This window comes from Novipirellula artificiosorum (assembly GCF_007860135.1).
In the GTDB taxonomy this organism is placed as follows: Bacteria; Planctomycetota; Planctomycetia; order Pirellulales; family Pirellulaceae; genus Novipirellula_A; species Novipirellula_A artificiosorum.
This window is the reverse complement of sequence record NZ_SJPV01000001.1, coordinates 1,342,607-1,365,380: the sequence shown is the minus strand read 5'-3', so window position 1 is coordinate 1,365,380 and position 22,774 is coordinate 1,342,607. Positions and strand designations below refer to the sequence as shown.

Sequence of the window (22,774 nt, the reverse complement as noted above, 5' to 3'; positions counted from 1 at the left end):
TATTTCCTCCCACGTTGGAACCTACCTATGAGCCATTATCTTGGAATTGACATTGGAACGAGCGGTACAAAAACGCTGCTCATCAAGGCGGACGGGACGGTCGTCGCCGAAGCCAACGCCGAATACCCAATGCATCAACCGCGGCCAGGATGGACCGAACAGGACCCCGAAGATTGGTGGCAAGCAACCATCAAAACCGTGGGTAACGTGATGCGCAGCAGCGGGCTGAAACCGGCCGACGTGAAGGCGATCGGACTCAGCGGCCAAATGCACGGTTCGGTCTTTGTCGACAAAGCCGGTAAGGTGATTCGCCCTGCGCTGCTCTGGAACGATCAACGGACAACGGCCGAATGCGACGAGATCACCCAAGCAGCAGGGGGACGAAAAGCACTGATCAAAATGGTGGCCAACCCAGCGCTGACCGGGTTTCAGGCTCCCAAAATCCTCTGGCTTCGCAATAAGGAAAAGAGGAACTTCGACAAACTTGCCAAAGTACTGCTGCCCAAGGACGACATCCGGCGGCGGATGACCGGCAACTACGTCAGCGAAGTCAGCGACGCCAGCGGGACGCTGCTGCTAAATGTCGTGAAACGGACCTGGTCGAAAAAATTGATGGGTAAGTTGAAACTCGACATGGATTTGCTTCCCGAAGTGGTCGAAAGCGATCAAGTCACCGGAACGCTGACGTCCGAAGCCGCGAAGCTGCTCGGATTGACCACCGATTGCAAAGTGGTCGGCGGTGCGGGCGACTGTGCTGCCGGCGCGGTCGGCAATGGCGTCGTGAAAAAGGGTGTCCTGAGCACGTCGATCGGAACCAGCGGCGTGATGTTCGTTCATAGTGACCAGCCGCAGTACGATGCCGCCGGGCGTTTGCACACGTTTTGTCATGCCGTCAACGGCAAATGGCACATGATGGGAGTGAATTTGACCAGCGGAGGGTCGCTACAGTGGTGGGTCGATTCCGTGCTGCAAGGTCTTGCCGGAATCGATAAGGCCAAACGCTACGAAGCGGCGACAGCGGAAGCCGAAGCGGTTGCCGCCGGGAGTAATGGCTTGTTGTTCCTGCCCTACTTGAACGGAGAACGCACACCCCACGCCGACCCCAACGCCCGTGGCAGCTTTGTCGGTATGAACCTGACTCACACACGTGGTCATATGACTCGCAGCGTGATGGAAGGGATCACGTTGGCCTTGCGCGACAGCTTGGACATCATCGAATCACTCGAGGTCCCCGTCAAACAGATCCGAGCATCGGGTGGTGGCAGCAAGAATCCCTTTTGGCGACAGATGCAAGCGGATGTTTTCGGAAAGAAGATCACCCGCTTGGAAGTCGAACAAGGGGCGGCGTTTGGCGTTGCACTGCTCGCAGCCGTCGGCGACGGAGCGTACAAATCGATCGAGTCGGCTTGCACCGCGACGATCAAGGTCGCCGAAGAAACCAAGCCGGATCGCAAGGCGGTTGCCAATTACAACCAGCTGTTCCCGATCTACCGAGATCTTTACCAACAGCTGAAAGGTTCGATGAGCGCATTGGCCGATTACCAAAGCTCGTCGCACTAACCGGCTTGCTCAGCGAAACGGTTCCGCGTGCTCCATACAATCAAGCACGCACCGAGCATGGCAATGGCTGCGGTCCCAAGCAGCCACGCCGTGGGCAAATGGGCTTGGTCATTCAGGTCGCTACCAAAGAAATCAATTCGCTCATGGTAGCGACCGACCAGTTCCAGCAGGCCATTGTGAACAAAATGCATCAACATCCCCGGTATCACGCTGCCGGTTCGATAGGCGACCCAGCCAAGAATGGCTCCCAGCAACGTCGTGGGAATGAACCGTTCAATCAACAAGGCATTGCCGGTCAACACATGAAACAATCCGAACAAAACGGCCGTCAACAGAATCACGCGTGGCGGAGATAACGCGGTAGAAAGCGACGAAAACAAGAAGCCGCGAAAGCAGAGTTCCTCGATCACCGCCGGGGCGAACGCGAACGTAAAGAGCAGCAACCATGGCGACACCTGTTTCCAGGCTTCCAGCTGCCCGAGTGCATCCTTGATCCGCTGTTCGCTCAGCCCCCCAATCCCAAGCGATTGGGCAAGCACATAGGATTCGTGAGCGATCGCCCAGGCTCCAAGGCCAACGAGGAACGCACCGATCAAACTGATCACGCTAGGCATGCTCAAGCGAAATGTGGTTCGCAAGCGGTTTCGGCCAAGGTAGGCGGCAGCCAATGGAACCAGTCCGAACGTCAAAGCGAGCGTTAGCGCGTTGAGCACAAACTGAGTCGACATCGTGATTTCGTCACGAGCCGCTTGCAAGAAACGCATCAGACCGTTGGATCCGACAAAATAGATTGGCACGAGCAGGGCTAACATTAGCGCCGCCGATTGGACGCTCGGTACCGCGGTTATTTTCTGTGGGCGTTTGAAAAAGGAACCAATCGATTGCTCGCTTGTCCGCATCACGGCATCGTTTCCAAACAGCCGAGCCGCGATCGCTAAGGCCGCAGCTGCGTAAGCAACGGTGCTGATCACCGCCGCCAAGGCGCCGACCGGTTGAAACGTGCCGGCTAACAGATCTCGCGCAAGCAGCACAATGCTGATCAACGGAGCAATCGCCAACGGACCCGATAACTTGACACCTGGCATCAACGACAACATCGCCGGTGCAAGGGCCAGCAACATCACCGGAATCAAGTACGCCTGGGCCTCTTTGAAGGATTTTGCAAAACTGGTTAAGGACAGCAGCAACGCCGAAAAGAATCCGCTGAACAAAACCAACAGCCCCAGAATCTGTAGCACCGTCGTCCAGGGAAAGGCATCGTTGCCGGTCAGAAAACGAAGCATGCCAGAAGCCCACAGCGTCGTGAACATGGCCAGCAAATTAATCATCGCGGTCAGCAGCGCCACGATCACCACCGCGACATACTTGGCAAACAGAACGTAAAATCTCGGTACCGGAGACGCCATCAAGGATTCCATCGTCCCCCGTTCGCGTTCGCCGGCGGTCAGGTCAATTGCGGGATAAACCGCTCCGGTAATCGTCATCAGCACCAACACCAACGGCACGATCGTCGCCAGCAGCGGCATGCGTTCCGAATCACCCACCGTGCGAACGAAAACTTCGGCGGGGGGGCGGTAGTTGTCTGAGTGTTCGGTGGCGAATCGCTGCGCGATATTCGAGCGCACCCATTGCAACCGTTCGACAAGGATCCGACGGGCCGTTTCACTCGCCCCATCACCCTGATAAGCCGTGATCGTGAATTCGGGCGTATCGCCAAGCTTGATGCTGACCGCAACGTCCACCACGTTCTCTTTCAAGGCGTCGACGGGATCCTGATTCTCAATCAACCGCATGTCAAAGTTAGCTAAATCGCCAGAACTCGATTGCAGGATCGAATCGGGTGGCTGGCTGTTGGGATCATTCAAGTAAGCGGTTAACAGCTCACCTTCCTGCTCCGACGCCAAACCAACAAGAAAGACATTTGCCGCACCGACATCCGATGTCAGCAAAAATCGGTTCAGTGCCATGCTTAATAGCGGATACAGCAGCAGTGGCATCAGCAGCAGCGTTGCGACGGTACGTCGGTCACGAATCGTCTCGCGAAGCTCTTTTTGGCAGAGCCGAAGAATTCGACTTTGGGTGGTGTTTCCGCTCATGCCGTGGCTGTACTCATCAGATCAACGAACATATCCACCAAGTGCTCGCGATGAGTCGCCGCTCGTAGTTCGCCCATGGTACCTTCGTATTGTAATCGTCCTTGGTGAAGCAATCCGAAGCGATCACATAACCGCTCGGCCTCATCGAGACGGTGAGTGCAGACGACGACCGCTTTTCCCACATCCCTCAAATGATCAATGTACTCGAAAATCGTTTGCACTCCGACCACATCCAGTCCTCGCGTCGGTTCATCGAGCAACATGACGGGAGGATCATGAATCAAGCCGCGCACAAGCGTCACTCGCTGCCGCTGTCCGGTGCTGAGCGTGCCGGCACGCCGATCAAGCAACTTTTCGATCCCCATCATCCCAGAGAGCTCTTCGGCACGGCGGTGGGCCACATCCGGATCGACCGCGTAAAGATCGGCAAAATAGAGCAACATCTCACGAACGCTCAGCCACGGATAGACTCCGTCGCTTGCCGAAACAAAACCCAATCGCGACTTCACCGCGATCGGATCCTGAGCCGTTCGGATCCCCTCCACTTCCGCATACCCCTGGTCAGGATCGAGTAGGCCGAGAATCATCCGCAGCGTGGTCGTCTTGCCTGCCCCATTCGGCCCAAGCAGCCCGTAGACTTCTTGTTTCGGCACCAGAAACGAAAGCTCATCCACCGCGCGCACCTCTCCCGCATCGACCGAAAAGGACTTGACAAGCGAGTGCACTTTCAACATCAGCGAAACTCAACGAGGAGCTAGACAAACAGGAAAGGAGTTCCGGCGTGGCCCGGAATTCCCTCAATCATAGCGTCTTCGTCAAGCGCGCGTGGCCATGGACCCAAAGGCACTAGAACGTCTCAGGATAGACGACTAACTCGATGCGACGGTTGGCTGCGCGACCGGCAGCCGAGGTGTTGGGTTGACGCGGGTTGTTGGCACCTTGAGCCACCGTGAACAATTGTTGCGATGGCATGCCCGCACGACGCGTCAACAAGTCGAGGACCGAAGCCGCTTGACCGGCTGTCAATTGGTGACTGGTCGCGACCTGGCCTCCATACAAGGGTGCATCATCGGTATAGCCTTCGATTCCAATTCGTTGTCGCGGAAAGACACTTCGCAGTTGAGCCGCGATGGGATCCAGCGTGGTGGCTGCCTGGGGCAACAACTGAATCGTCCCCGGTTGGAACAGATGATCGGATGAGACGATGACACGAATCACGTCCCCGTTTCTCTCGACCGGAACGCCTCCCAGATTCAATCGACTCGCTGCTTGCGTCAAATCCGTGTTGGCTTGAATACTGGTTCCGCCGCGCATTTGGGTCGAAGCTTGGAAGCCACGGACGCGGTTCTCGGCCTCTTTGGCTGCGATCGCCGTCGACTCGAGCCTCTGAGTCGTATCGGCAAGCTGGGTACGGACGAGATTCAACTCGTCGCGATAGACCTGCGACTGTTGCTCACTCTGAGCCAATTGGGTGTGCAATTGTCGGTTATTGTCGTCGAGCAACTGAACGCGTCGGTTCAACTCGGCGATTTGGGCCTCCGAGGGCTGAACCGCGACACTTTGCGGGACCTGCCACGCCCCGCCGGGTGAGCTGGCCAAGTAGGGATTCTGACTACATCCGAGAAGAACACCGCCAAACAGAGCGGTCACCAACAGACACAGTCTGCGGGGCATCGCGGTGTTCGGTTCGCTCGCTCGGGAGTGCATTGATCGTTTCCAAGGGGAAGAAGGCGTTTGAAACGAAACCAGGTTCGTACACCTAAAACGATCGCCACACTAAAAAGATACCGCAGGACGCAGCAAGAGCAATTTTCCAATGATCGACTATTTGACCGCTTCACCGGCAATTTTGAAGATGGCAAAGTGACTGGCGCCACCCGGACCCTGGCCACCCGGGTATTTGTATTTCTCGGTGTCGATCTTGAACTTGCCCTCGACGGTCACGGGGCGGGTGACAAAATCAGTGGTTTTACCGGGAACCATCTCGATAATGACGCAATCGAAAAGCGCTGCCCCCGGCCCGAAACAACACTCTTGGTTGTCTCGCACCAAGACAAACTGGTCGATGTCGGTTTCCTTGAATAGCGTGCTCGGTAGAATGTAGCCGCGAAGCTTGACCTTCACACCTTCCAGCCCCTTCACCTCTTTGGTCAAACGCGACTTATCGAAGACACCATCTTTCTCGATGTCAAACTTTAAATCGTCAAACGTGATATCGCCTTTTGCCAGCGACGCTTCACTGCTCTTTCGCACTTCGACCGGTTTACGAGTCTCGGGCATCTGGCTCCGCTGAGGGCCTTGAGCCGAAATCACCGAACTCGACGCCGCAAAAAAAAACGCCACCAGCAGAGACAGCATCGATCGAGAGGTTTGAAGGAAAACCATGCGCAGTCGTTTCTAAAGGGAAAGGGTAGAGCCTTAGCGAACTTGGTCGGCTTTCAGCCGATAGAAGACGATGTTGTCGAAATCCGTCTTCTTGTGAGGCACGCGATTGACGGTGAATTTGCCCGCCAATTTCCGCTTGATCATCCCACCCTCCACGCTTTTTCCACCCGCCAGCGTGACTTCGATCATCGCAGTGCTCTTGGGTTGGCCTCCAAAGCAACAAGTGCCAAGGTCGGGGACAAGAATGAATTGGCGCAACAATCCGCTCCCAGACGACGGGTGGATGTAACCCTTAATGAAAACGTCTTCACCGTCAATACCGGTAGCAAATTCGGTGGGGAAGTCGGGACCCTCGTCGGGTTGCTGAAGCTGGTAAAACGGAACGCGCTGGTAACCCTCGGGGACCTCGGTCATGAAAATGTACGCATGCAACGAGCTGCCGCCGATCAGGAGCGACAAATTCGCAATCATGCCAAACATCGCTAATCCACCACCGCTGTACTCGTTGGGGTAGCGGCGGATCGCACGCGCCCCGACCAAAGCCGTTCCCAAGCCAACGAAGGCAAGAACCAACATCGGGGCAAACGTTGGAATCAGACCCGGCAAAGCGAGAATGAAAAAAAACACCGACGCAATGGCTGGTCGGTTAACCGCTCGATAAGGAAAATCGACCGCATCATCGGCTGTCGACATCTGAAGTTCCGCAGACATTTTTTTCTTGAGCACCTAGTGCGAAAAGGGGTGTCAACTACCAAATCCTGACCTGACGTAGCCCCATGCCACCCGATGACCGGAGTTCGCAGCCGAATGGGCTTACAAGCCGCTCGCTTGGGGACCGCCCGAGAGCAGCAAGAATTGCCCAATCATGATCGTGGACAGAGCTAGCGAAACTACGTAAGCCAATCGCCAAGGGTTCGGTGTCGCGGCCATCGGCCCTAAACCGGCGGCTTTGCGTTCGCCAAAGCCAACCGGATCGGGGGCGGCGATGCCCGTCCCGACCGTTCCGTTCGGTGCAAGCGGGCCTTTCTGAGCGGGCGGGCCTACCCGAGTGAGCATGGCAGCCGGCTTCTTCGACTCGTTCTCGCTCCTTTGGACCGTCTTTCGATCCGTTTTTCGCTGTATCGACGTCTCCGACTCGCTCGTGTCTTGCGCTGGCACGGGAATCGAGAAAAAGCTGTTCGCCCGTTTGATGCTGTCAGGATCGACTTTCTCAAGCTCCTCAAGCAGCTTTGCTGCCTCGGGCCGTGGACAGGCCCGCAGATAATTCACCACCGGCACTCGGACCCAGTTGTTGTCAGGATCCGCTTGTAAAAACAGCTCTCTCATCTTCTCGATTTGGCTCCAATCGGACCACCGTGAAAGGTCAGGGATCACCAAATCGGCGAGGTCCTTACGATCGAGCACATGATGAAGCGATTCGACCAACGCGCTGCGAGGAATCACATCCCCTTCGGTTCCATGAAATCGGATCGCCATGATCGCGGCGTAGGTGTCGGCATAGGATGCTTTCTTGTTCTCCAAAAACAGCTCGTCAACGTCCGCCAGCCCCTTTTCACCCGCAAGGGTCAAATAGCAGCCGATCAGCGCGTCCAAACCGCTGCGAGTGCTTTTTTGAGAACTTCGCAGCATTTGCTCCAAAAACGGCAAATCCTGCTGATCGCCCACCACGCCAAGCATCGTCAAATACAATCGCTTGCGATCGACACTCGTTTCAGGATTGCCAATCCATTCCACCAACTTCGGATGATCGATTTGCGGCTTCAGCGCTTTTAACGATGCATAAGGGGCGATCGCGAACTCGTCGTAGGCGTCGCGCGACAACATCGCTTCGTCATCTTGCAGGTAGTCGTAATAGAACTTGAGTCGTTCGGAGTCGTCCTCGCCGAGCGTTGGAATCTTCACCACATAAGCCTCGGCTCGTTCACTCAGTGGCAGGCAAGACCACTGCATGTCGGGCGGATCCACCCCAGAAAGCATGAACCGCCGACCGACCGCCACTTCGCCATAGTAGATCGCATTGACTTCTTGGCCCTGCTTGACCAAATCGCCCCCCTTCAACACCCGCTCGATCCGCATTCGGACCTCACCGGTCTCCAAATTTCGTGCCGAATCGCCTTCGATCGAGGTGGCGATCACGACCGCATCCATCAAAGCCATCTCCTGCCGAAGCGTTTGGCCTACCGCACTACAGAACGGACAGGCTACGGTAACGACCGGCGATGTCACGACTGCGAACGCGACCAAAACGATCGCGGTAATTTGGCGAATCGACATACGGTTGACCAACGGAAAGATGGAATTATTGGGTAAGAAAGGCTTCTGCCGATTCTTCAATCATCTCGGCCCTTCCATCATAGGTCGCTGGGGTGGGGTCTGAGAAGTCGAATCAACGGTCCGTTTCGTCGGATGCGCAGAATTTTGCTGCTCATTCGGCTCATGAACGACTCAACCGGTGATACTGAATGTGCCGATAGTCCTGGTACGTTCCTTTACGACCAACGCCCGAGTGTGCCTTCATCGCGCACTCGACAGGAAGCCCCGAGTGGGAGAAATACCGGATGCTCCGCCATTTACTGATTGCTGCTGTGGTCTCGTGCAGTTGTTTCGCCCTCGCGGATTCCGCCTCGGCCGAACAGCATGCCTACGGCCAAAACTGGGGTGGCCAAGCCGGCTCCCGCGATTGGAATCGCTTTTACCACTATCCGTACGTTTACTATCCGCAGAACTTCTACAGCCAAGAGTATTTCCAGAGCAGTGATAGCATGTACTACCGCTATCCGCCAGAAATGCGAATCCCGGTTTACAATAAGAAGTGGCACAACTATTACCCCAGCAGCCGCCGCTTTCACCAAGGACATCATTTCATCTTGGACGTGTTCTAGCGGAGTCCGCCGGGACCTCCGAAGATAGGGTCCATGACCGCTGGCACCAAAATCCGAAACTTGATGCGTCTGCTGGACGCATCCGATGCTCCCGTTTGGGCGATAGGCCCCGACGGCAAGCTGGTCTACTTGTCGGCCGCCACGGCACGCTGGCTTGGTCTCGAGGGTGAGGCCTTGCTGAACCGCCGCGCGGTAGCAGGCAGTCCCGTTTCGGATGACCCGCTGGACCAGCTTGCTGCTACGCTGTCAGCCCCTCCCGGGCTTCGTTCTCGTGGGACGGCTTCGTTACGTGTGCAGCCGCACCGCCCGCTGGCGGCGGGCCAGACGCACCGCCCGCTGGCGGCGGGCCAGGCGAAACCGAGTTCGTTTCCCCCCCAGCGGATCGAACCGCTCGATGTTCGTTTTGTGCGAATTGGTTCTCAGGAATCATCGTTTGTCTTCGCCATTGCAGGACAATTCGACGATCGGACGATCCATGAAGAGATAGCAAACGCAGCAATTGTTCGTGCACAACTTGATGCTTGGCGAAAAGAGCATGCTTCGATTGCCACCTTAGCAACCGCTGGCACCTCCTTGGCAGCACGCCGTATCCGATCTCGGTTACACGTCGCTGCGTCACTGCGCACTCACCTTGGCTTTTTTGGTCCGCCTGGATCGGCGGCGGAGTCGATTGCACGACAAATTCACCACACGGCATGTCCCCGCGAGCCGCTGGTCATGGTCGATGGGCCGTTAATGGACCCCGAACTCTTGGATGCCTCGATCATCCCCGCAGTCAACCGACTCACCGAATCGCCCGACGCTCTGGCGACTGCGATCGTGAGAGACCTGGACGAAATGCCGGTTGAGGCTCAGCGGCATCTTGCCAATCTCGTCGAGAGATTCACCCATCGCTTTCGCATCATCGGTTTATGCTCGAGCGACGGCGTGGTTTTGCAGGATTCGGCGATGGGAGAATACGACCTTGCGCCCACCTTGACGACGGAATTGCCTGAACCGAGACGCATGATCATTGCCGACTTGATCGAAAAGATCGGTGGTCTGACGATCTCGCTCGTACCGTTGGCGTCGCGTGTCGAAGACATCCCACTTATAGCAACTGGAATCGTCGATTCGCGGTACGCTGCGGGCGAGGGGCGTGCCGAACGTGTCAGCCGTGCCGCGATTGATTCTTTGGTGAGCTACCCTTGGCCCAATAATTTCGCTGAGCTTGATGCCGCCCTCCGTCATGCAATCCGCAGTGCTCCGGGGGACCATATCGGTGCGGAACACTTGCCACTTGCGATCCGCTCGTACCATCCGGCCGCAAAGCCGAAAACCAAGCCCTGCATCGATCTGGCACTCGATCACTTGCTCGAGGCGTACGAGATCAAACTGATTGAGAGGGCCCTCGAATCGACGGGCGGGAATCGAGCGGCCGCTGCACGCGTCCTTGGCATCACGCGATCGCGTTTGATTCGGCGATTGGATGTAGCCGCCAAAGGCGGGACGAGTGACGACGAATGAATGCGTTTGCCGATGGCCTATTCGATGCGTCGCCTGAACGGCCTTGGATCGTCTGTGAACACGGGAATCGATGGATCGAAGCGGTCCGCTGTTTCTGTACCGAGCAGCTTGCCGATTCGGTAACCCCCGTGGTCCGCGCTGCGGATGACGATGAAGTCGTCGCTTTGGCAGGGCGCCAATTGCGGCAAGGCCAACCACACATCGTGGTCGTTTGGGAGATCACGCCCGATTCGTTTGCGGAATCCACTCGCTTCATGATGGCGCTCACTCGATCGCTACCGCAAGTGGTCCAAATCGCAGCATGCTCGCAGCTCGCAACCTGCCACGAAGCGACGCTCTCGGAATTTGGAGCGATGCTTCGCGTTCGACAGCCCGAAGACCTGCAGAAGATGGCGAGGGTGATCAACCTACGCCTGGGGGCGTCTTAGGGTTCGTCCGACAAAAGCGCACCAGTGCCCACGATCAAATGGTGTGCGTGCTCTTGCCGCCCCGAAAAGGTGCAAGACGAACCCCGTTCGCCTCAACCTGGATCATCGCTTCGATCCCTGGATCTCCGTAGCAGGCGGCTCCGGTGTAAACCGTTAAGTTGTCGGCCAGCGTCGCGACGCCGTCGTGATGCGTGTGTCCGCATAACACGATCCAGTCGCAGTGGCTTCGAGCGGAGCAAACATCGAGAAGCATTTTTCCAATGCTGCCACAAACGAAGAACGGAGCCCAAAACTCATCCGTCGTTCGGCCTTGGTACCAGCAGCTTTCGGCAAAGGGAGGGAGATGCGTCGCGATCAAAACTTTCGCTGCATCCATGGGAATCGATTCAAGCTTGGCTCTCAATCGCGCCGCAGAATCGGCCCCTTCGCGTTGCAACATCGCTTTGCGCTCCGTGGGATCCGCGTCGCGGAAATCTTCGATCTGTTCAAAATCGCGCAGCCGAATGGGCGATGCTTCATAGTTGCCAATCGTCGCATCGCCCCATCCATCATCACCGGTCAAATAGACACCTTCGGCAAGTTGAATCGGCCCCACATCGGTCAAGTAGAAGAGTTGATCTTGGTCGCGAGCGAACGACACAACTTGTTGACGCGTTCGGGCAATGGAACTTTGGTAGAAATCATGATTGCCCAGAACAAAATAGATCGGGATGCCGAGCGTCAACGCCAATCGTCGCAATTGCACGACGACGTCGCTTCCCTCGGAAAGATCACCGGTGACGATCAAGCCACATGGACGCTGCGACGCAACGTGCTCGAACCACCGATCCATCGAGTCCACGTTGACGTGGTCGAAATGGGGATCGGTCGTCCAAGCCAATTGCACGGTCGTCTCGATTGGGTGCGGTAACGATCGAAAGTCAACTACGCGGTTGCCGCGGCGCCTGCCGCTTCGGACAAAGCTTCCGCCTTGTCGGTCTTTTCCCACGTGAACGCGTCCCCTTCGCGACCAAAGTGCCCACCGGCACTGGTTTGGCGGAAGATCGGACGACGAAGTTGCAGATGATTGATGATGCCCGATGGCGTCAGGGGAAAATGCTCGCGAACGAGTTCGCAAAGCTTCGCATCATCAACCTTGCCCGTGCCCTCGGTGTCAACATGGACGCTGACCGGTTCGGTCACTCCGATGGCATAGGCAAGTTGTACTTCACAACGTTCCGCCAAGCCCGCTGCGACGATGTTCTTGGCGACATAGCGAGCCATGTAGGCCGCACTTCGGTCCACCTTCGTCGAGTCCTTGCCACTGAACGCACCCCCACCGTGACGTCCCCAACCGCCATAGGTATCGACGATGATCTTGCGTCCGGTCAGACCACAATCACCATGGGGTCCACCGACGACGAATCGGCCGGTTGGATTGATGTGGTATTTGATATCACCTTTGTCCAACTCCGCAGGGATCGAAGGCTTGATGACCTTTTCGATGATGAATTTTCGGATTTCGTCATTGGTCACATCCGGACCATGCTGTGCACTGACCACCACCGTGTCAATTCGAACGGGCTTCGAGCCTTCGTATTCCACGGTGACTTGCGACTTGTTATCGGGACGGAGCCAATCGACTTCCTTAGCAAATCTCGCTTCCGTGATCCGATTGATAATGCGGTGCGAAAGAGCGATCGGCAGCGGCATCAGTTCCGGCGTATCTTTGCATGCATAGCCAAACATCAAGCCTTGGTCGCCCGCTCCGACGTCTTTTCCGGCCGCCCCGTCTTCATTCACCCCTTGAGCGATATCGGGGCTTTGCGTATCGAGCGAAACCATCACGGCACAGGTGTCGCCACAAATACCCATTTGGTCGTCGGTGTAGCCGACTTCATTGATCACTTCGCGAATCACGTCGGAATATTGAACCACCGCTTTGGTCGAAATCTCGCCGGCAACAATGGCGATTCCCGTTGTGACCATCGTCTCACATGCAACGCGGCTATTGGGGTCTTGGGCGAGCAACGCGTCTAAGATTCCGTCGGAAATACGGTCGGCCAGCTTGTCGGGGTGGCCCATGCTGACGGATTCACTGGTAAATAGGTATCGAGCATTGCTCACGAGGTTTTTCTCCGCAGGGTAATTCGACTCACTGATCATCCAAAAATCACCACCGGACGATTTCCGCCCAGCAGTGCTGCCCCCCAAAGGGGCGTGATGGAGTTAGAATAGGTTGGTCCACTAAAGTAATTGCCGAGACCGATTCTGAAAAGCGTCGCTTCGCGACGGAACCGCGGTTCCCGGTGAAATCCAGACATTATTCCACCTTTTCCATAAGCCCATCCTCCGGAATGGCTGTTTTAGACCATCCTGCCTCACCCGACCCGACCGACACCTTGGAGATGGAACTGCCCGAGCGGCCGCTTCCAGCTTTGATGTTTTCGCTGGTCTTTCATGTCCTGCTGTTGACGACGTTGGGATTTCTGCTCTCGAGCCCCCCATCGGGGAGCGGCTCGGAAGTTGACCGGACGGTCGGAATCGCGATGGTCCATCGCATGCCCGAGCGTGACCTTTATGTGGATTCAGCCGAGACGTCCCAAGGCGACGTGAGCAGCGAAAACGCCGTGTCCTCCACGGCCGATTCGGTGTCTGCGGCAGCACCGCCCGCCGGTTTGTCGCCCCCCATCGATTTGGATGGGATTTTAAGCGAGCTACAACGATCCCCTTCGCCCCTTTCTGGGACCGGCATCGCCGGGGAAACCACGCTGGATGCCGATGCCTTCGATTCAAAACAACCACCCGGCGGGAATGGGGATTCAAACCGAACGACAACCAGCGTGTTCGGGGTTTCGGGCAGCGGTTCCCGGTTCGTTTATGTCTTTGATCGATCCGACAGCATGAACGGCAACGGCGGCTTACCGCTTCGAGCCGCAAAACGTGAACTGGTCAATAGTTTGAGAACGCTGACCGAGCGGCAGCAGTTTCAAATCATCTTCTACAACCAACAGCCCAAGCCGTTTCAGACCGAAGGCATGACGACCGGTTTGATGTTTGCCGAAGAAGCGACGCTCCGCCGAGCCATTCACTTCGTCGAGTCGATCACGGCCTATGGAGCGACGGAACACGAAAGTGCGCTAAGGATGGCACTTCGAATGGGACCGGATGTCATCTTCTTTCTGACCGATGCCCGGATTCCAAGGCTCTCCGGTTCGCAACTAAACGAAATTCGTCGGCAAGCCGAACGAGCAGGCACCACCATCCACGCAATTGAATTTGGCTCGGAACCGAGCGCGACGAACGATAGCTTCTTGCAACAGCTGGCCGCTCAAAACAATGGGCAGTATCACTACGTTGACCTCCGTTCGCTGGGAAACCCTCAACCGATAACGGTACCATGAGTGCCAGCAATCTCGGCCATCGTCGAATTCAACCGAGTTGCCGTGTGCTCGACAAACGTAGCGACTGCCACCCGACATCCACAACAAGGAAGGTTGCTCGCATGAAGGTTGCCAATGCAATCCTGGCTCGTGTTGTTTTCATCCTGATGTTGCTCTATTCGTTGACACACGGGATGCGTGGTAACGCCCAAGAAACCCAACCCGATCAAGTATGGCTCGAGCCGCCCCGACCCACCGCGACCCAAAGCACGTGGTACCCGCAAGCGATCGAAACCGTCAGCGGCGAGATCGCTGAGTTTGATGCCAAGCGGATGGTGCTTCAGAACCGTCAAACCAAACAACAGCGTGTCGTCGCGGCCGCTCGGGTGCTTTGGGTTGAAGTGGGCGCCAAGGATAAACAGCAATCGTTGGCCATCGAACAATTCATGAAGGGTGGCTTCAACGAATCGCTACGAAGTCTGCTGGAAACACTGAAACAGCGTCCACCGATTTGGCAGCAACAATGGCTGTCGATGATGGCCGCTCAAGCCGCATGGCGGAGCGGGCGGGCTGCCATTGCAATCAAGCTGGTGGAACAACTTGATCGTCGCCCTCTGCCCCCACTGGTCCTGGCCTGGCTGCCCGTCGCGTGGAGCAGCAGTCGTGTTGAATCCGAGACACGCAAGGTGGCGGACGACCAACTCGACAACCCGTCACCTGCCGTCCGATTGATCGCTGCCAGTTGGTTGTTGTCGTCCGATCGTCGAGACGCTGCCGCTCAGACGCTCGCCGGCCTCAGCCGCGATAACGCTCGACCCGAAATTGCCAAGTTGGCCGAGGTGCTGCGTTGGCGAACCACCGCACCGCCAGACATTGCCCGTCAAGCGACTCGATGGCAAGAGAAGCTTGATGCCTTGCCGCTGGTGATGCAGGTCGGCCCCACGATCACCCTAATGGAACGGTTCGAAGCGGGCGGCCTGACCGCCGAAGCCACACGATTGCGGTTGTCGCTTCAAAAAACACCGCCTCACCCCCACCCCGACTTAATCAATTTCCCCCCGCGCTAGTCGAGTGGCATCACTCTGGGGGGCGGTGAAACGGTGGCGCACAAGATCCGCGCACAAGAGAGATTGAAATCGCGGCCAGCGAATTCTCTCTTTTTCACCCTACCCCCCGCTACTTATCGGTCGATTCGCGGTTTAGCAAGTTGCGGCCCATTCCGGCACTCCCGCTACGCCTGCGGCGATTCCAACCATTCCAACCATTCCCACCCTCCTTGAAGTATCTTTCGCTTGACACTTCGCTCATATCAACGCCGGCGTCTCCTCCCGATAGGCCTCGTAGCGATCGCGGTGCTGTGCATGCTTGCTGCCGGATACACGGCCGTCCTGCTGGCGGAAGCGAATCACAATTACGCTCAGTCGCAACTCGATCTGAGCCAGTCACAAACGGACTTGGGCGAAGCGGATCTTTTCTTGAGCATGTCTCTTGACGAGCTCGACTCGCTGCAGAGAGAGTTTTTGACTAAAACAGCGAGGCGGATTCAGCCGAGCGATGACTATTCACTCGTAAGAAACGACCTGAAACAGTTGCTGCTGCGTTGGCTGCATAACAGACGCAACCAAAACCATTTTCCGATCCAACAAGCGACCGCAAATTTCCGGCTCGGCCAATTGCATGGCTTGGAAGGCAACAACCGGGAGGCCGTCCGCTGCTTGACACAGGCCGTGTCGATTGCGTCCCAAAACGATGACAAGCGATTAGCCGCCTTCGCGAAAAACACACTCGCAAGTGTCCTCACGCTGATTGACGCTGATAAACAAGCTCTCGACCTGCTTTTGGAGAACGCATCGTTTTATCGCGAATCGCCAGAGCAGATTGCCTTGGCACTGACGATGCGAAACCTCGGCGTGCTGCAACAACGAATGGGCGAGGGTGGAATCTCGGAACTTCGCGAATCGGTCAAAATATTAAAAAAGGAGACGAGTAGCGGCCCTCTGAGTATCACCCATGAACTCATGATCGACACGCTGACCCTCTTGGCCGAGGGGTTATATTTGCAGCGAAATTTTGATGAGGCAAAAGCCGTTTGTGAGGAGTCACGCAGACAGCTCGACAGGATGCTAACTGACGCAGAAAACTACAACGTCAGCGACGATACCGCATCCAGTACCATTCGCTATCGAAATGCGATGGAGTACGTGGATCACAACCTCTTGGCAATCGAGGCTCAGAATGCTGACGTTTGGCGTTGGATTCCATTGATCGATATGGCAACCGAAATGATTCAGCCAGAACCTGATCTGAAGATCAAGGCAGTAGCAGAATTTGATTCGCAATCAGCGGTTGTACTCGCGTGGGGAAGTTATCAATGGGCTCATGAAACGGTCCTCGAGATTGCCCGCGCAACGCATCAGAGATGGAGAATCGACCTTCTGACCGACAATGACGAATCACTTGAAGAAGCGATCGAGGCGTTCCGAATCGCCAAAATCCCAACGGAGCGAATTCGGTTTGGGGTTTGTGAATTTGAAGTACCTTGGTTTCGTGACTTTGGACCGATCGTCGCCAAGTCGGCAGCCGGAAACTCAGTTTGGTTCGACTCACATCAAGTGCGATTCGACAACTTCCAGCGTTCGGTGAACGACTCGCTTCCACGACTGCTGTCCACGCGGTGGAACGCGAGGATGATCAAGACGCCACTACATATTGAAGGCGGTGCGATGCTGTCCAACGGCCAAGGTTTTACGATTTGCTCGACGAGTTTGATCGAAGACAACCTTGGATATGGTTTTGACCTGGCGGCGATCCAGAGTGGGCTCAAATACGTGACGGGGGCGACAGCGATCATGCCCGTGGAACCCTTGATGGGCGAGTTGACCGGACACATCGACCTGTTCATGACCTTCACGGACCCCACCACACTTGTGCTTTCCGACCTACGAGACGACAGCGATCCCAATGGTCAAATGCTCAACGCTCTCGCCACACAGATTTCCTCTTTGGAAGCCAATGGGCACCCGCTGAAATTAGCTCGCGTTCCGATGCCCGCAATCAAGGACGGACTCGCGCGAAGCTACACCAACGTGATCTTTGCCAACGGTGTTCTATTAGTCCCGTCCTACCAAGGGGTTGCACCGGCGATCGAGCAAGAGGTCAAATCCGTCTACGAAGCACTGCTTCCCGATTGGGAAATCAAATTCATCGACTGCACGCAGCTCGCGACGAAAGGTGGATCACTGCATTGCCTCGCATCAAACCTGGGACCCACCCCTTACCTTCCCTTGGGGCAGTTTCGACAGGTCAATCGCAGTGCCATCGACCCCTAACGACACGCTCAGTCGGTAAAGGGTGACGATTCGAAAACCACTTCGTCACGGACACGCGGGTCACCCGTTCGACGCAGCTCTTCCATCAATCTCTCGTCCAACTGGTCGCGTGTCGCCCGATGCTCTGGATGGTCCGCCAAGTTGTTCATGCAGTGCGGGTCGTTCTGAAGATCAAAAAGCTCGAACCTCGGCCGGCGCCCCATGGCAAACTCGAACATCCCGGGCTGATCCTCGCGATGCGTTACGATCCAAGCTTTTGTGGGACTCGCATCCATGTCACCAAAGCCAGCGAAAGTGTTCTCACGAAGCTTTGCAAAATCGGGTAGTTCCCCCTCCGGTTGGCCATACCCCGTTGCCGTTCCCATCGGCCATCGATCCGGTTCAAAGTTGATGATCAACAGGTAGCGATCCGTACGGATGGCCCGTTGAGGATAGGGCTTGTTTCCGGTGCGAGCCTTGGCAACATGTCGTTCACGACCGGTGAACACCGCATCACGGCTCGGATCAACGGTTCCCGATTGCTTACTCTTGAGCAACGGGATCAAAGACCGCGCCGTCATCGATCCGGGGATAGCCACTCCGGCTGCGTCCAAAAAGGTGGGAGCGAGATCGGGTAGCGAAACAAAATCATTGATCACACGGTTTTCCACTTCGATACCGTCGGGCCAACGAATCGCCAAAGGGACTCGAGTCCCCAAGTCGTACAGGTTGCATTTGCCTCGCGACACCCCAGGAAAACCGTGGTCCCCACTGATGACAAGGATTGTATTGTCGGCAACGCCAAGCCGGTCGAGTTCCTCGGTGAGGACGCCGACCGCGGAGTCGAAAGCCAGGATCTCACCAAAGTAGTCGGCAAAGTCCTCACGCACGATCGGGACATCCGGTAAGTAGGGTGGGATCTTTCCGGTAAACGCATCGGGGTCGATCCCCCATAACTGCTTGCCACTGCCGGCGATCCATTTGCGATGACAATTGGTCGGCCCAAAAAAATAGCAAAACGGTTGATCGCCATCCACTTGGTCGTCTTGATTGCGATCCAGAAAGGACAACAAGTTCTGGCGTACTTCGTCGAACAACTTCTGCTTGGCCTCGTTGGGATCCGTCGCCTTCATCGCGTTTTGTGAAAACCCATTGAAGCGACGCCCCGCCGAGTTGAACGCCCTCGCGGCACCGCCATGAGGTGCATCGGCCGGCGTCCCCGGACTCCAAACCTTGTAGGTATGGCCGATCCGATATCCAGACGCTTCGAGCATTAGCGGGTAGCTGGGGCTGGAAAAATCCCAGATCGCTCCCTGCAGGATCGCGCCGCGACCGCAGCGCCAGAAGTGTTGACCCGACATCAGCGAACTTCGGCAAGGCGTACAGGACGGAGCGCTGACGTAGGCGTGAGTGAACAACACCCCTTGCTCGGCAACCGAATCAAAATGGGGCGTCGTTGCGACATCGTTCACGCCACCAGGATCCAATTTCCCATACGCACTGCTGTGAAAACCCCAATCATCTGCGAAAGCAAAAACGACATTGGGCCGTTCCGCTGCGGTTGCGGCGGAAGTCATCATGAGAACCATCAAGCAAGCAGTTACCCTACGCATCAAATCATCTCCCTTTGCGTTAAAAACCCTCTGCTTTAAGAACCTATCCGTGATCGCTGAATTTGATGTTAGTTGAGCACAATTCCAGCGACCAACGGGAGCGGGCCAAAGCCACTACGAGCGGTAGCTCGCTTCGCCTGCGGCCGTGCCGCACGACGATACACAGGGCAGGGCTCCAATTTAACCCATTTTAACCCGTTCGTGCGAAAGGGGAGTTGAGCAGGGCATGCGAACACGCAAAGATGGTGTTCAAGCATCACCTCATCCCACTCTTGATTGGCTCGCAACGATGAACGAAGACGCATCGCTAGAAAAATCGAAACCGGTCCCTCTATCGCGAGACGCTCGGCGCGTGCTCGGTGTCTTGGTCGAAAAAGCAAAGACCACGCCCGACAGTTACCCGTTGTCGGTATCCGGTATCATCAGCGGCTCGAATCAAAAATCGAATCGATCGCCACAGCTCCAACTCGATGAAGACGATGTACTCACCGCGATCGACGAACTCAAACAGGTGGGTGCCGCGCGAGAGATTCAAGGCAGTGGGCGGGTGACCAAGTATCGGCACGCGGCGTACGAGTGGCTTGACGTCGACAGTCCCGGTGCCGCGGTGATGACGGAATTGTTGTTACGAGGCCCCCAGACCTTAGGTGAAATTCGCACCAGAGCTTCGCGGATGTACGCGTTAGACGATTTAAGCACCACGCAACAAATTGTCGATCAGCTGATCGAAAAAGACTTGATCGAACCGCTGACCCCACCCGGGCGAGGACAAACCTTCGCTCATAAACTTTACCCACCCGAAGAACGACAATACCTCGAGGCCAAGATCGAGAAGCAAGCCGCAGCAGCACCTTCGCCAGCGAAGGCCAGCAACAACGCTGTCGATGCGTTGATCGCGCGGATGGACACAGTAAACGAGCGGATTGAAGCGTTAGAGAAAAGACTTGATGAGCTCGAATCGTGATTCGGCGCAAGTGAACCCAGGGTGCGCTGCTTCGCATCGACCCTGGCCTGTGGAATCAAACCGCGTCGCGGTAACGCAACGTGCAACTCCATACGCCAACGGCGTTACATTCCACAGCCCAGGGTCGCGCAGCGGCGAAGCCGTAATGCGCACCCTGGGAGATCGAACACCTCACACGCCAAACCCTGAAAGGGTTTTACAACATTGCGGAACACCTAACGTCACCGTCATTTACGACGCCCGTCACCTTTTCGTATCCCAGGCAAAGCACCAATCCCACTGATCCGGCTGCCAAAAATTTCGAGCTCACGCATTTCGCCTCGAAACTGGCGGTCAAGTCCGGCACCTTGCAGTGTGATGTTGAAATTCCCAAGGGCCAGTGGGCCAACGTTGGAACCGACGGGTCCCGCGTTGTAATCGGTGTGCCGGTCGAGCTTCACCGACGCCACACTCGCTGGCAGATCAAGCGGTGACGAGAAAGACCAAGCAACATTGTTTTTCGTAGCCGTGCTGTCGTACGTGACGCGAAAGTACGTCCACTTTCCAACGACGAGTTTCCCAGGCGAACTGTCGTTTTGAACTCCATCAGGCCACTCGTTGACCGCCAATCGCAATCTGCCGTCGCGGTGACAAACCAAATCGATCCCCGAGTGATCATGCTGCAGACAGAATAGAATTCGATTGCCGCCCTGACCCGCGACCAAGCTCTCTGGCTTGAGCCAACCACTGATAGTAAACGATCGCAATCCAGCGAGGTCTTCAACGGGCCGGTCACCTGCTTTCACCCAGCCCCAAGGCTCACCGTCGGGCAAGAACAATGCTCCATCGGCTGACCGCTTTGCGGTTCCGTTGAATTGGAGCAAGGGTTTTTCATCGCCTCGAAAACCCGCGCGCACGATCGGTGCTTTCGAGTCGAGATCGACGACAATTCTCATTTGACTGCGGGCGCTACCACCATCACGGTCCGTTACTTTGAGCGTCACCGTGTAGATGCCAGGTTGATCAAACGTGTGCGCCGGGTTCTTCTGATGGCTAGCCGATCCGTCGCCGAAATCCCATTCCACTTTCGCAGCGATGCCGCTGGTAAACTTCACGGCCAACGGTGGTACGCCTTCGGACACGTCGGCAGTCGGCTTTGCCAACGGACGAAGTTTTTCCCCCGCTGCATACGGCACGAATCGATAGACCATGTCATTGCCGGACGGTTCAACTTGGTACTTGCCCGGATCCGCCGTGCCTACCGGCCACTCCTGCATCTCCCACGGGCCGATCGCATCGACCTTGTAGGGACGATCACCCGATAGCGTGACCGAAGGTGTCGTACCGGCCAATGCATACAGCAAGTAATACTCACCTGGATTCGCCAGCAAGAAGTCGCCCTGGTCATTGCCAAGCGGCTTGAGCGAGTCGAATTCCGGGGAACGGGCCATAAAGTCTTTGAGCCATTGAATTCGCTGCGGACTGCTGCCGTGCAGAACTCCTCCTTTGGACCACCAAAGGATGTCGTCATCATGTAAATACGTTTCACCGTGCCCGACATAGCAACCGCTCATCGTGCCCAACCAAAACCGCTGCGTCATTTCACGGCCGGACAAGTTTCCCCAGCCCTGCGGGACGTTGCCTTCATACTTGCACTCGTCATAGATCACTGGCTTTTGATACTGTTGACGATATCGGACTCCCCCCTTCATATCCGACGTCTGCAAACTCGCGTGCGTCACCCAAGGTTTCGTGTGGTCATACCACAATCGCCCGTTATGAATTCCGCGCAACCGATGATGCGGATCTTCTTTCTCAAGAATCTCGTAGAAGCGGTCCCAGTCCCCCAGTTGTTTGTTGCCGCGATGGCCAGCCGGTTGATTGGTCATGAAATCGAACTCATTGGCAAGTGACCACCAAACGTTGCGATACGCCGATAAGCGTGCGATACAGTAACGCAAGTATCGATCATCTTGCGCGTCGCTCATGTCGGCGAAGCCCCAACGGTCGTAGGGGTGCCACAGGATCAAGTCGGCCTCAATCCCCAGCTTTTGCAGATCGAGAACACACTGTTCAAAATGCTCCCAGAACGCTGGATCCGGCCGATCAAAATCGAATGTCCCATCAGCCTTCTTGGGAAACGCAAAAAAGGAAGGTTCGTTCTTGTTGTACGTGTAGTTCTTGGGGAATACGCAAAAACGAATCTTGTTGAACGGAGAAGCCGCCAACGTCTTGAGCGTCTGTTGTTGCAATGATTCCGGTTGATGCACCCAGGCGTAACAAGTGGTACCAAATTGATGGTACGTCTTCCCATCTGCATACCGCAAATAGAATGTGTCGAACGTTTGCACGGGGCCATGATTGTCGCCCGAGGGCTTTCCAACTTGGATTGACCCTGACTTGCCATCAAGTGAGACATACTTGCTGTGCGTTTTGTAACTCCACGAGCCGAACGTCGGCGGACTGAAACGCACTTTGAAAACGTCATCTTTGTACCAAAAACCCGGAACAGAAATACTCTGTGATCCTTGAGAGAATGTCGCCGAGAAAGCAGAATCGATCGTGTGCGGCGCTTCGTTGGATACGGCATCTAGCTCAAAGACACCCCACTGCTCAACCGCTTGCACGGAGGAACAGGTGATGGCCAAGGCGATAAGGAAGGATGGCAAAGAGTGACATTGCATGATTGTT

18 protein-coding genes are annotated in these 22,774 nt (G+C 56.1%); 8 read left to right on the top strand and 10 right to left on the bottom strand.

Annotated elements, in window-relative coordinates:
• Nucleotides 1-27 precede the first annotated feature (27 nt).
• Nucleotides 28-1,560, top strand: a complete 1,533-nt coding sequence (xylB, locus tag Poly41_RS04815) for a xylulokinase (protein WP_146524711.1) — start codon at nucleotides 28-30, stop codon at nucleotides 1,558-1,560.
• On the opposite strand, the gene Poly41_RS04810 is transcribed toward xylB, so the two are convergent.
• The 6 genes from Poly41_RS04810 to Poly41_RS04785 form a co-directional block, all read right to left on the bottom strand.
• A complete protein-coding gene (locus Poly41_RS04810) occupies nucleotides 1,557-3,656 on the bottom strand; it encodes an ABC transporter permease subunit/CPBP intramembrane protease (RefSeq protein WP_146524710.1) in 2,100 nt (699 codons plus the stop codon). The two genes, xylB and Poly41_RS04810, sit on opposite strands and share 4 nt — an antisense overlap.
• Nucleotides 3,653-4,390 carry an ATP-binding cassette domain-containing protein gene (locus tag Poly41_RS04805; RefSeq protein ID WP_146524709.1) on the bottom strand — a complete coding sequence of 246 codons (738 nt, stop codon included), beginning with the start codon at nucleotides 4,388-4,390 and terminating at the stop codon, nucleotides 3,653-3,655. Before Poly41_RS04805 ends, Poly41_RS04810 begins: the two co-directional genes overlap by 4 nt.
• 112 nt (nucleotides 4,391-4,502) lie before the next feature.
• Complete coding sequence (locus Poly41_RS04800; protein ID WP_146524708.1) at nucleotides 4,503-5,330, bottom strand: OmpA/MotB family protein; 828 nt, start codon at nucleotides 5,328-5,330, stop codon at nucleotides 4,503-4,505.
• Nucleotides 5,331-5,480: 150 nt separating this feature from the next.
• Nucleotides 5,481-6,014: a DUF3299 domain-containing protein gene (locus tag Poly41_RS04795; protein ID WP_231615405.1), complete on the bottom strand. Its 534-nt coding sequence runs from the start codon at nucleotides 6,012-6,014 to the stop codon at nucleotides 5,481-5,483.
• A gap of 60 nt (nucleotides 6,015-6,074) precedes the next feature.
• Nucleotides 6,075-6,734 (bottom strand): DUF3299 domain-containing protein, encoded by a 660-nt coding sequence (locus tag Poly41_RS04790; RefSeq protein WP_231615404.1) that lies wholly within the window; start codon nucleotides 6,732-6,734, stop codon nucleotides 6,075-6,077.
• 120 nt (nucleotides 6,735-6,854) lie between these two features.
• Nucleotides 6,855-8,375, bottom strand: coding sequence for a hypothetical protein (locus Poly41_RS04785; RefSeq protein ID WP_231615403.1), 1,521 nt, complete (start codon nucleotides 8,373-8,375; stop codon nucleotides 6,855-6,857).
• 224 nt (nucleotides 8,376-8,599) lie between these two features.
• Here Poly41_RS04785 and Poly41_RS04780 point away from each other — a divergent pair, with 224 nt between their 5' ends.
• The 3 genes from Poly41_RS04780 to Poly41_RS04770 are packed head-to-tail and all read left to right on the top strand — an operon-like array spanning nucleotide 8,600 to nucleotide 10,857.
• Nucleotides 8,600-8,923, top strand: a complete 324-nt coding sequence (locus Poly41_RS04780) for a calmodulin-binding protein (protein WP_146524705.1) — start codon at nucleotides 8,600-8,602, stop codon at nucleotides 8,921-8,923.
• Nucleotides 8,924-8,956: 33 nt separating this feature from the next.
• Nucleotides 8,957-10,429 (top strand): AAA-type ATPase lid domain-containing protein, encoded by a 1,473-nt coding sequence (locus Poly41_RS04775; RefSeq protein WP_146524704.1) that lies wholly within the window; start codon nucleotides 8,957-8,959, stop codon nucleotides 10,427-10,429.
• Complete coding sequence (locus tag Poly41_RS04770; protein WP_146524703.1) at nucleotides 10,426-10,857, top strand: hypothetical protein; 432 nt, start codon at nucleotides 10,426-10,428, stop codon at nucleotides 10,855-10,857. Before Poly41_RS04775 ends, Poly41_RS04770 begins: the two co-directional genes overlap by 4 nt.
• 34 nt (nucleotides 10,858-10,891) lie before the next feature.
• Here Poly41_RS04770 and Poly41_RS04765 read toward each other — a convergent pair whose 3' ends face one another.
• Both Poly41_RS04765 and metK read right to left on the bottom strand, forming a co-directional pair.
• Entirely contained in the window at nucleotides 10,892-11,743 is an 852-nt protein-coding gene (locus Poly41_RS04765; RefSeq protein WP_146524702.1) for a metallophosphoesterase family protein, read from the bottom strand.
• A 38-nt stretch (nucleotides 11,744-11,781) separates the two neighbouring features.
• Entirely contained in the window at nucleotides 11,782-12,963 is a 1,182-nt protein-coding gene (gene metK / locus Poly41_RS04760) for a methionine adenosyltransferase (protein ID WP_146524701.1), read from the bottom strand.
• Nucleotides 12,964-13,193: 230 nt separating this feature from the next.
• Between metK and Poly41_RS04755 the strand changes: the two genes are divergently transcribed.
• From Poly41_RS04755 to Poly41_RS04745, 3 genes are all read left to right on the top strand, one after another.
• On the top strand, nucleotides 13,194-14,240 hold the full coding sequence (locus tag Poly41_RS04755; RefSeq protein WP_231615401.1) for a vWA domain-containing protein: 1,047 nt from the start codon (nucleotides 13,194-13,196) through the stop codon (nucleotides 14,238-14,240).
• Nucleotides 14,237-15,286 (top strand): hypothetical protein, encoded by a 1,050-nt coding sequence (locus tag Poly41_RS04750; protein ID WP_146524700.1) that lies wholly within the window; start codon nucleotides 14,237-14,239, stop codon nucleotides 15,284-15,286. Before Poly41_RS04755 ends, Poly41_RS04750 begins: the two co-directional genes overlap by 4 nt.
• Before the next feature lie 294 nt (nucleotides 15,287-15,580).
• The gene (locus Poly41_RS04745; RefSeq protein ID WP_146524699.1) at nucleotides 15,581-17,548 is read left to right on the top strand and encodes an agmatine deiminase family protein; all 1,968 of its coding nucleotides are present in this window, start codon (nucleotides 15,581-15,583) and stop codon (nucleotides 17,546-17,548) included.
• Between the two features lie 8 nt (nucleotides 17,549-17,556).
• Here the strand turns inward: Poly41_RS04745 and Poly41_RS04740 are convergent, their stop codons facing one another.
• Entirely contained in the window at nucleotides 17,557-19,140 is a 1,584-nt protein-coding gene (locus Poly41_RS04740) for a sulfatase family protein (protein ID WP_146524698.1), read from the bottom strand.
• A 226-nt stretch (nucleotides 19,141-19,366) separates the two neighbouring features.
• On the opposite strand from Poly41_RS04740, the gene Poly41_RS04735 reads away from it, so the two are divergent.
• Nucleotides 19,367-20,104, top strand: coding sequence for a DUF480 domain-containing protein (locus Poly41_RS04735; protein WP_231615400.1), 738 nt, complete (start codon nucleotides 19,367-19,369; stop codon nucleotides 20,102-20,104).
• 227 nt (nucleotides 20,105-20,331) lie between these two features.
• Here Poly41_RS04735 and Poly41_RS04730 read toward each other — a convergent pair whose 3' ends face one another.
• Nucleotides 20,332-22,767: a PKD domain-containing protein gene (locus Poly41_RS04730; RefSeq protein WP_146524697.1), complete on the bottom strand. Its 2,436-nt coding sequence runs from the start codon at nucleotides 22,765-22,767 to the stop codon at nucleotides 20,332-20,334.
• Nucleotides 22,768-22,774: the final 7 nt, after the last annotated feature.